Genomic DNA, 10215 nt, shown 5'->3' on the forward strand with positions numbered 1-10215 from the left:
TTAGCCGCTCCCGACGTCGCTCACCTGGACGGATCAGTAGATCCGCGCCGAGGTGTAGACCAGGGTGAAACCCGTGTTGACGGGCGTCCCGGCGTGGTCGAAGCAAGCCACGTACACCGTGGCGTTGTTCGGGAAGCTGTAGTCGTTGAACAACATCACGGTGCAATAATTGCCGTACCCGCCGGCCGTCACGTGCATGGTGCTGCGGATGTAGCCGTTGGTGAAATGCGCCTTGTACCGTCCGGTCGAGGTCCGTTCCAGGGTCAGGGGTGCGCCGCCGGAGGCCCACTGCGTGGTGATGGTCGGCGTGGCCGCCGTCGCGGTGTCGTCGGTGACGAGGTAGTCGCCGACCGGTTTGCGCGCGTCGTCGAGCACGTTCTGCGCCACGGCGAAGGTGGCGGTGAACGCCGAGTCCGTCGCGGCCCCGGACGGCGTCACGCACGCCACGTCCGCGAGGTCCCCGCGCCTGCCGCTGAGCGTGCAGTGCACGGGCGCGGCACCGACGGCCGTGACCTCGACGGCGCCTCTCGCCGAGCCACGCAGGACGGCGGTGTACCGGCCCGGACCCGTCCTGGTCACGTCACCGGCGTTCACCCCGTGCCGCCAGTCCGGGGTGAAGCTCGCCGCACCCGGCTGGTCGGCCAGGACGAAGCCCCGACCGGCGGAGCCCGAACCGGCGACGAAGCGCAGCAGGAACGGCACGTCCGCCGAGGCACCCCCGCGCTCGAAGCACGCCACGTCGACCACTTCGTCCGGACCGTCCTGGTGCCACCCCGACGGCTGGCAGAACACCCCGATCCGGTGGCGGGGCGTCCCGCTCCACGCGGCCCAGTCCTGCGCGGTCACCTTCACGCTGCCGCCCGGCGCGCCGACACCCGGGATCCGGACGCGGTGCCGGCCGGGCGCGACGTGCGTCACGGTCGGGTAGGCGGTCGGTGACGGTGACATCTGCGCAGGGTCGTAGGTCCAGTTCGCCTCGTCGTTGTTCGGCGCGGACGGACCGGACAACGCGTGGGTGCTCCCGATCGGGCGGTCCACGTACCAGACGCGGGCGAAGGCCCAGGTGGCCGGGACGGTCGGTGGCGGCGTGGGGCCCGAGGTCGAGGTGCCGTCCGTACCGTGGCGTCCGTAGCCCGGGTCACCGCCGGCCGGGACCGAGCCGACGCCGGTGCCGGTGCCCCTGCCGGTGGTGGTGACCTGGCCGGCGGTCGGCGGCACACCGGCCGGGGATCGGCTCGGCGTGGTGGTCGTGGGTGCCGGTGGCACGGTGGTCGTGGTCGCACCGCCGGGCAGCGCCTGGGCCGGCGGCACGCCGGTCCCCGGTGGGGCGGCGGTGGCGGGTTCGTGGTTCCCCGAGGCGGACATGGTCGCCAGCACCAGCCCCGCCACGGCGGTCGCGGAGGCCAACCCCCGGAGCAGGCCCGGGTTCTCCTGGACCAGCCTGACCAGCTGGGCACCTCCCGGAACGCGCGACACGGCGGTCGCGCAGGCGTCCCGCGCGGCCTTGGCCCCCGCCGCCACCGAGGGGACGACGGCGCCCGCCGCCTCGGCGATCCGCGCCAGCACCTTGTCCACAGTGGACAGCGGGGCGCGGCCGGCGAGCAGCTGGACCTCCGCGTCGCCCTCCCGGACCCGCGCCGCGAGGTGCTCGTCCCGGTCGTCGCCGGCCAGCGCCATCGCGCCGACCAGGATTTCGGCCGCCTGCTCGTCGTCGCGGTCGGAGAACTCGCACAGGGCCAGCGCGGAGCGGAAGGCGGCCTCGTGCCGCACCGACTTCGCGCCGACCGCCGCCCGGAGGCCGAGCGTGAGCACCACCGACAACGCGCCCCAGTGGCGCGACCACGCCAGTCCCCGCGCCGCCGCCCAGGCCAACGACAACGCCGAATCGGGTGCGCCCGCGTCCAACGCACGCCGCAGCGCCGTCGCCACGACGGCCATCTCCGCGACGAGGGCGTCCGGCCGGGCCTGCTGCGCCCACAACGCGATCCGGTCGACCAGCAGGGAGAGCGCGGTCTCCACCGGAGCCGACTCCGCCACCAGTGAACTCGCCCGGCAGCGGTCGCCGTCGCAGTGCGCCAAGCCGGCTTCGACCAGCCGATCGGCACCGACGACCGCCGGCGCGTCGCACACCTCCGCGAGGAGGCCGGTGCCCCACTGGACATCGCCCAACGCGGTGAGCGCGGACAACGTGGCGAGCGCGGGTCCGTCGAGGGTGCCCACGACGATCGGCACCAGGAGTTCGAGGAGCTGGGGTTTCGTCGGCTCCTGGGGCAGCGCGCCCAGGACCCGGGCCGCGTGCCGCAGCGAGGTGCGCTCCAGCAGCTTCCGCGCGTTCCCGCCGCACGCGGCCCAGTCCCGCTCGACGGTCTCGACGTCGACCGGGCCGTCCACCACGTCGACCACCATGGCCAGCGAGTCGGCGAACGGCAGCCCGCCGAGCGGCCTCTGCACACCGGTGTCCCACAGGCCCTCGCCACGGGACGACAGCACGAAGACGCTCCGGTGCATCACCGACAGGATCGACTGCACCTGCTCGGGCGGCAGGTCGACCCCGTCGAGCACGACGAGCGCGCGGACGTCGCCGAGCAGCCGCCGGGCGACGCCGTCCGGGACGAGCACGTCCGCGTCGACCTCGTAGCACTCCTGCACCAGGTCCCGGACGACGTCCGGCGCGGTCCGCGCGGTGCAGTCGACCCAGACCACGCCGGCGGCCCCCGCGAGCCGCGCGGCAGCCAGGTCCCCCTCGTTCGCGGCGTGCTTGAGCAGCGTGCTCTTGCCCGCGCCACCGGGACCGACGACCACGACGTGCCTTCCGGCCCTCACGTTGTCCCGCAGGAACGCCAAGTCCTCCTGCCGCCCGCGCATCGGCGACCGCAGCACGTGTGCGACCGTCGCGGGCAGTGACCGTGGTCGCACGTCGGCGTCGGCCAGCACCTTGCGCTGCTCGTCGAGCCGCCGGTGGACCACCTGCTGGAGGACGTAGAGGTCCCGCCCGGCTTGCAGGACCTGGGCGGCATCCGCCGCCACCGCGTGCTGGCCGGGCTGGTCCCGCCCGCGCACGGGCCGTCGCCGAGTACCCACCACGGCCATGATGTCCCGGCTGCCGTCACGGGGCTCCGCAACGATGCGGAACACGGCCCCTTCCGCAGCGCCCGAGATCGAGCCCGACATGTCGGAAGCCCGGTCTCATGATCGAGACCGGGCTTCCGAGCAGCGTACTTCGGTGGTGGACGATACAGGGATTGAACCTGTGACCCCTACCGTGTCGAAGGGGCCGGGGTCCGGCTCCGACCTGCGCAAATAGCCGTCTGTGCAGGTCGGAGTCGATCGTTCCGACGGGTTCTGACGCGCGGTGGCGGGTTCCGCCGGGTTTCCGCCGCCGCCAGATCGCCGTCTGATCATGGACGGGGCGGTCGGCTTTCGCCGCGTCTGGTCCGATGTCTGCATCTCAGGGAACAGCGCGGTTCGGGCACCAGGTCGCGGCGTCGCCGTGGAACCTGGGCCTGCCCTCGTCGAAGATGTCCTGGGAGAGCGGCCGGCATTGACCGTGCCAGCATCTACCCGGGGCTATGGCAACATCATAGATCACTCAAAATCGATTTTCCCTGTGTTCGACTCTGTTTCACTTCACGAGCAGCGTCACGCGGCGGGTTCAGCATGGGCGGCCTGGTCACCCGCTACGCCCTGGCCAAGATGGAGGCCGAGGGCATCGAGCACCAGGCGCGGCTCTACTTCTCCTGGGACAGCCCGCACACCGGAGCCTGGATCCCCGTCGCCCTCCAGGCGTTCGCCCACTACACCAGGAAGCTCAACGCGGCCTTCTCCGACCAGATCAACAGCCCCGCCGCCCAGGAACTGCTCACCCAGCACATCGCGCACTGGGAGGACAAACCCGCCACCAGCGAACGACGCCCGGCGTTCCTGCGCGCGCTGCGCGAGGCCGGCGACTGGCCCCGGTCCAGGCAGCTCCGGCTGGTCGCGCTGGCCAACGGCCCCGACAGCGGCGAGGGCAACGGCATCCGGCCCGGGGTCGACGCCCTGACCGGAGAAGGCGCCGCCGTCTCAGGCACCGTCCTGCGCACCCAGTCCGAGGGCGAGAACCAGGTCGTCGCCGACCTGCGGGTGGTCACCGAACCCACCCACCAGATCAGTACCAGCGGACTGCCCGACATCGACAGCACCCCCGGCGGCACCCTCGACGGCTTCGGCATCCTCGCCGACAAGCTCAACGACCTCTCGCCCGTACTGGCGTTCGGGACTGGTGAAGCCGCGTATTCAACTGTCGCGAGTTGTCTCGAAGTTGTCGCGGTGAGTGATCGCCGGAGGCGTATCGGCGCCATGTGGCACCGGCCTGTGCGGCGAGCCGGGTTGTAGTGGCGTCGTGGTAGCCGAGGACGAGAATGGCCTGACGACGGTGGACCACGGCGAGGTGAACTCGGACATGGCTGTGGTCGACGACTGCTGAGCGCGTGCAGCTGTCCGGTGTGGCGCCCAACCTGATCAGTTCTGGGGGCGTCGCGGACTGACCGGTAATCCTTTGCCACGCACCCCCGCCCTGTGCGAGAAAGTGCGTCGTGACCGATGACATCCGCCCGCCTGGGGCGTTCTGCTGGTTCGATCTCAAGACCCGGGACGTACCCGGGACGGCAGTCTTCCTGTCAGGCGCGCTCGGCTGGGAGACCGCCGAGCCCGCCGGTCTGCGTGCGGCGTCGGTGCTGACTCGCGATGGATATCCCGTCGGCAGCCTCAGCGATCTCGCCAACCCCGTCTACCCACCGGGCCTGCCGGAACATGTCGCTTGGTATGTCGCGGTGGACGACGTCGAAGCGCGGATCGCCGCAGCGGAACTGGCCGGTGCGGCGATCGTCCTGGCACCGTTCGAGGTTTCCGGTCAGGGGCGGATGGCGACACTCGTGGACCCGTTCGGTGCGGCGTTCTCCTTGTGGGAGTCGGCCGGGTTCAGCGGTTGGACGTTCCCCAGGGGCACCCCGGGTGCTCCCTTCGCTCCGGCTCATGGCGGACCCGATCCCGGTGACGCCGCGGCGTTCTATCGGACCGTCGGGCTCGGCGACGACGACGTGGTGTTCGAGCGTGCTGCGGGACCGGCCGAATGGAGACTCCGGGTACACGGCCCAGACCTGCCGGTGACCACGCCCGGAGGGATCACCATCTATCCGGGGTAGCCGACTGGTGAGATCGCGTATTCAACTGTCAGTGGCCAGTTCAAACTCCCCACTGGCGGCCGGCGCGAGGTCCGTGTCGTGCCGAGGCCTGCACGGCCGTCGTCGGACGACGGACCTGCTGCGATCACTGACCGTGCAACTGGCCGCCTGTGGGGAATCGAGTCGGCCGTCCTCGGGTGGCCGTCCACGGGAATTCCGACTGGCCGCTGACATCAACTAGCGCGTGTTTGTCGCGGTTGTGACGGCGAGTGATCGTCAAGGGTGTAGCGGTTCTCGGTGGCTTCGAGCGACAGGCATGAGGCCGTCGATATCCTGGATCCGTGATCTCCCGCTACCACCTCAGATGTCCCGGCTGCGAGGAAATTTTCGTCGCACGGCTCGGGGTGGGGCCGACCCGCAGGACTCGCTTCTATCTGCCGTGCCCCGAGTGCCGTTTGCCGATTCGAGGGTCAATGTCGGGTTCCGAGCTCTCGGACTACCAGATCGACATCGACTGCGAGGTATTGAGCAGCCGCGATCCCGAGCCGGACGGCGTATCGGTGGTGACCATCGATCCGTTCGTGCCGTCGCTCTATGAAGCAGACTCGTTCGCTCCCGCCGGGGCGTTCCCCACGATGACGCTCTTGCGGATCCTCGGTCGCGACGTCCTCGGCGAGTTCGAGTCGGAGCGTCACCAGGCCCTTGAAGCCGGCCGGGCCCTGTGGTCCAAGGTCCGGATGCTGTTCCAGTACTACCTCCAGGGCAATGCCGAGATGTTCATTCGCATCGCGCAGAGGCAGCTCGAGCTTGAGTGGGAGCCGCGCACGAGCCACGAGAGGACCACCGTCGCGTACCACGCTCTGCAGGTTGCCACGACTACGATCGCGGGGACCACCGGGAACTCCAGTGCGAGAGTGTTAGACCGTTTCGCGCGGAAGCACGCCGCAGCGCTGGACCGGCATCCGGACCATGCCTTGACCTTCCGGCGTCGGGGGCAGGCGGCTGCCGTGTTGGAGCGAGATCTGTTCACCGAGCTCAACCGCTTCGTGGAGCAGCAAGGCTCGTGGGAGATGGGCCTGCTCGGCAGGTTCGTCGGCGCGGACGAGAAGACGGCCTTCGACGAGCTGGTGCTGTTCCGGGACGAGTTCTCGACGGTGGGGGATCTCTATCAGCATGGATTCGAGCTCGCTTGTAAGTGCCTTTGGCCGTTGGTGACAGCTCAGAACACCGTGCAGCGGGGCAGCCCCGATGACTTCGGGGACGTCCACCCCGAGAGCGTGCCCGTGAAGAAGCGTCCCAAGAGTCTCAAGCAATTCGACAGTCTGCCGAACGCGTACAAGATCGCGTACGTGGCTCAGGTGCCTGGCTGGGAATCGTTCGCAGTTCTGCTCGACAACCGCCGACGCAACACGATCGGGCACGCTACGGCACACCACGATCTTCAGACTGGCCGGGTATCCAGTGATAAGGACCCAGCAGGGATGACCTATCTGGAGTTCCTCAGTGAGACGCTCGGCGTCTTCGAGGCGCTCTCCACGCTCGCCCGGGCCTTAAGAGCAGGTCGCGTGGCTTCATCGCCGGACTTCGACGTGCCGAAGTAAGAGAGCACGAAGTTAACCCTTCAAACACGGTCGTGGTTGCCTGGTGCGTAGCGGTTCCAGGTGGTTCCGGCTCTGGTGGCGATTTTGGTGGTGGTGACTGGGTGGTAGCCGAGTGCGTCGGCGACGACTGGGGCGGGCATGGTGAGGACGTGGTGTTCGATGGCTGCGGTGCGCCCGGTGGTGGTGGGGACGCCGAGCCCAGTCACCAGCATGCCGAGTGACCTGGGGTGCATCGGTTGTCCGGCGCGTCGGCCAGGGAACAGCCAGCGGGAGTTCGGGTTGGTGGCGGTGTTCATGTTGTCCCGCTGTGCGATCCAGGCCAGGAGCAGGTCCGCGACCGGCGCCGGGACCGGTGAGGGTGGTTCGCCAAGACGGAGCAGGACCTGATTGCCGTCGCGGACGAGGTCGTCGACGGTGAGCCGGACGATCCGGCTGAGCGGTTGTGCGTAGAGCAGCACGATCACGCCGGCGACCCGGGACCGCAGTGGCAGGTCGTGGCCGGAGAGTAACCGGCCCAGCAGCGCGATCCGTTCCGGTTCTGCCAGCGGGGCCTTGTGGGTGATGAGTTGAGCAGGTAGCCGTAGTGGCCGGAGGAGTTTGCTGGTCGTGGCCCAGAGTAGGAAGCCGCGAAGCGATCTCCGCTCGTGCTCGCTGTGGCTGGCGTGCCAGTCGTCGGTGTCGGCCTGGTCGCAGAGTTCCAGGGTTCGTTCGTGGTCGGCGAGCCAGGTGAGGAATTGGGTGGCCAGCTTGGTCTGGTCGGAGGCGAAAGAGCGTGTGGATGGGGTGAGCGGCTTGCGTGCGGCGCGGTTGCGCAGCCGGGGCAGGACTTCCCAGGTGATGAACCGGCGCACGATCTGCTTGTGCTCGGGGACGCTGATGCCGTCGAGGTGCGCGCGCAGCCAGCGTTCGAACGAGCAGATCTGCTTGTCCACCAGTGGCAGCACGCCGCAGGACATGAGCAGTTCCCGCAGATGCGCGGCCGCCCGCCAGGGCTGGAGGCGGTGGAACGCATCATGCGTGAGTTCGATGTCGCCGTTTCCCAGACCGCGCAACAGTTTCGCCGCCGCCCCAACGTTCGGTGGTCGCCCATCGAGCCAGCTCAGCCCCGGTGCGCGGGTTCTTCATCGCGACGAGCATGCGGTGCAGCGGAACCAGTTCGGGCCGAACCTGGCCGGTGCCGTCGTCCAGCAATGCGGCGAGCCGGTCGGACAGGGTGCAGCGGAGGCAGAGGCGGCCCGCGCGCAGCTGGCTTTCCTGGCCGCAGCGCGAGCAGGCGTAGGACGGGCGGAAATCGGCGCAGCCGGTGCAGATCGCGACGGCGTCGGCAGGCCGGAGGCCAGGGAGGAGCCGGTGCTCTCCGCACTCGGGACAGCGGCCCTGAACGCGCAGGGCGCGGCATTCGCAGGTGCGGCAGACCGGCCCGTCCGGCCAGACGGCGGCGAAGAAGCCGAACCGGCCGCAGCGCGCGCAGGTCCGCTTGTGCCAGCGTTCCTGCTGTTCCGGGGTGCGGTAGGCGGGACTCACTCGCCGGGCAGGATCCGGGCGGCCCGGGGCCGCAGCTTCGCGACCGCAGCCGACGATGCGGGGCGGTCATCGGTGGCGGTCTTGCGGACGCCTGCGTTCTCCGCGGTGGTGGCCACCAGGTCGGCCGGAGTGCAGCCGAGGATGTCGCAGAACGCGGACAGCACCTGCAGCGAGAGTCGTTCCGGAGTGCCGGAGACCAGGCGGTGGACCTGGGACGCGGACAGGTCGATGCCCCGTTCCTGCAACAGCGGAACCAGCTCGGTGGCGGTGAAGATCCCCCGGCCGGCCATGACCTCCCGCAGCCGCCAGGCGTAGCCGACTTTGCGCTTCACGACAGCACTTCCGGACCGGCCAGGGCCGCGGCGACCACGCCGTCGAGGTGGCGGCGCAGGGTGCGTTTGCGGAAGTCCGAGCCGACACAGGTGTAGATCGAGGTGGTGGACGCGTGCTCGTGACCGACCTGCTCCTGGACGAAGCGGGGGTCCCAGCCGTCCTCGATCAGGTGCGTGACGTAGGAGCGGCGCAGTGAGTGGAAATCCAAGCCGTCGTCCAGGCCCAGTTCGCGGCGGTAGGCGACGAACCGGGAATCCAGCCGTTGGCAACCGATCCGTGCTCCGCGCTCGGACGGCCAGGCCGCTGGGCTGCCATCCGCGCCGAGCAGGGGGCGGATCTCGCTGAACCACTCGTCCAGGATGTCGGGGGTCCAGTCCCAGACGGTCATCACGCTGCGCTGCTTGGGCGGTGAGCCCTTCTTCGCCTTGCCGAACCGGACTCGGCACAACCCGTACTCGCCGAACTCCTGCCCGGCGACGTTGCGGGCGAAGTCGACGGCGTCCAGCATCCGGGTTTCGTTGCGCCGCAACCCGAAGGCGTAGGCGGTCTTGAACAGCGTCGCGTAGCGGAACGCCGGAAGCCAGCCCTTGCGGCCGAACGCGCGGATGCGCGCCACCTGATCATCGGCGTAGGCGAAGAACTCGTGTAGCTCCTTCTTCGTGAAGGCCCGTTTCTTCGGGTCGGCCTCGGTGGCCTGGACGTGCTGGGCGGTGTTCCACTCGTGCACGACCTGGATCGGGTGGGTGCCGAACCGTTCCTCGCAGGTCGTGGTCCACTCGTAGGCGGGGTCGGTGACGAAGTGGCAGAAAGACCGGACCGCTTCGGAGTAGGACCGGATCGTCGACCGCTTCAGTTCCCGCAGCGACCGCAGATCACCCAGCCACTCGTCGATCATCGCCGGGGACCACTGCCACGGGAAAGCGTTGACATAGTGGGAGAACGCCCGAACCGTGTGCTCGCGGCCCTCGACCGTCGAACGGGCCAGGTTGCGGGCGAGCTGCTGATTGGCGTACCCGGCCAGCATCGCCGAGAACACCTGCTCCTCCGGCCGCAGCAGCGACACCCCGCCCACCAGTTGCAGGCTCGCCGCACCCGGCGCCACGCCGATCGGCCTCACTCCGGCCACCACCCTCCGCTACTCGCATCAAACGCGACTGAATCGCATCTGATGCAGTCGTCCAGAAAACCGCAGTACAACCAGCCGAACGAGTGGCCAACGCGATTCAAGCTGATCCGTCGGGCGAGCCAGTAGGCTCATCTCGCCGCGCCGCTTCGAGTGCTGGCCGCACGGCCGGCGCGGCCTCCACTGTGAACGTCCTTCGCGAACTGTCGCGAATTCGCATCTGCTGCAATTGGCGGCGTTTGTAGCAACCGCCGAAAATCGGGCGGATATGGGTTGAACTGCGGTGGAGGACTGAGCACCGGGCGGAGTTGGTTCAGGGGAGGCCCAGATGCTCCTTGGGGCCAGGACTCCTGACGCCGGCCCGAAGCGCAGGGTGGCGGCCCAGGACTCCCGAAGCTGACCTGAAGTGCAAGGTAGTGGGTTGTTGCTGGTCAGATGGACCAACTGCCCTGGACCCACCGCCGGGGCGTCC

At 69.4% G+C, this 10215-nt stretch carries 8 protein-coding genes; 3 read left to right on the forward strand and 5 right to left on the reverse strand.

Translation table 11 applies throughout. The annotated features are described in order from the left end of the window. Positions 1–33: 33 nt before the first annotated feature. Positions 34–3135 (reverse strand): hypothetical protein, encoded by a 3102-nt coding sequence (locus tag AB0I60_RS37000; protein WP_360738815.1) that lies wholly within the window; start codon positions 3133–3135, stop codon positions 34–36. 522 nt (positions 3136–3657) lie between these two features. Here AB0I60_RS37000 and AB0I60_RS37005 point away from each other — a divergent pair. The 3 genes from AB0I60_RS37005 (at position 3658) to AB0I60_RS37015 (ending at position 6763) form a co-directional block, all read left to right on the forward strand. Continuing rightward, positions 3658–4374 (forward strand): hypothetical protein, encoded by a 717-nt coding sequence (locus AB0I60_RS37005; protein ID WP_360738817.1) that lies wholly within the window; start codon positions 3658–3660, stop codon positions 4372–4374. Between the two features lie 200 nt (positions 4375–4574). Next, entirely contained in the window at positions 4575–5183 is a 609-nt protein-coding gene (locus AB0I60_RS37010) for a VOC family protein (RefSeq protein WP_360738819.1), read from the forward strand. A gap of 320 nt (positions 5184–5503) precedes the next feature. Beyond that, complete coding sequence (locus AB0I60_RS37015; protein ID WP_360738822.1) at positions 5504–6763, forward strand: hypothetical protein; 1260 nt, start codon at positions 5504–5506, stop codon at positions 6761–6763. A gap of 20 nt (positions 6764–6783) precedes the next feature. On the opposite strand, the gene AB0I60_RS37020 is transcribed toward AB0I60_RS37015, so the two are convergent. From AB0I60_RS37020 to AB0I60_RS37035, 4 genes are read right to left on the reverse strand one after another with little or no spacing between them, the layout of a single operon-like run. Continuing rightward, positions 6784–7815: a hypothetical protein gene (locus AB0I60_RS37020; protein WP_360738824.1), complete on the reverse strand. Its 1032-nt coding sequence runs from the start codon at positions 7813–7815 to the stop codon at positions 6784–6786. Beyond that, positions 7775–8287, reverse strand: a complete 513-nt coding sequence (locus AB0I60_RS37025; protein ID WP_360738827.1) for a hypothetical protein — start codon at positions 8285–8287, stop codon at positions 7775–7777. Before AB0I60_RS37025 ends, AB0I60_RS37020 begins: the two co-directional genes overlap by 41 nt. Further along, entirely contained in the window at positions 8284–8619 is a 336-nt protein-coding gene (locus AB0I60_RS37030; protein WP_360738829.1) for a helix-turn-helix transcriptional regulator, read from the reverse strand. The genes AB0I60_RS37025 and AB0I60_RS37030 overlap by 4 nt, the downstream gene beginning before the upstream one ends. Further along, on the reverse strand, positions 8616–9737 hold the full coding sequence (locus tag AB0I60_RS37035) for a site-specific integrase (RefSeq protein ID WP_360738832.1): 1122 nt from the start codon (positions 9735–9737) through the stop codon (positions 8616–8618). Before AB0I60_RS37035 ends, AB0I60_RS37030 begins: the two co-directional genes overlap by 4 nt. Positions 9738–10215 lie beyond the last annotated feature (478 nt).

Origin of the sequence: Actinosynnema sp. NPDC050436 (assembly GCF_040655415.1) — a bacterium.
Classification (GTDB): Bacteria; Actinomycetota; Actinomycetes; order Mycobacteriales; family Pseudonocardiaceae; genus Actinosynnema.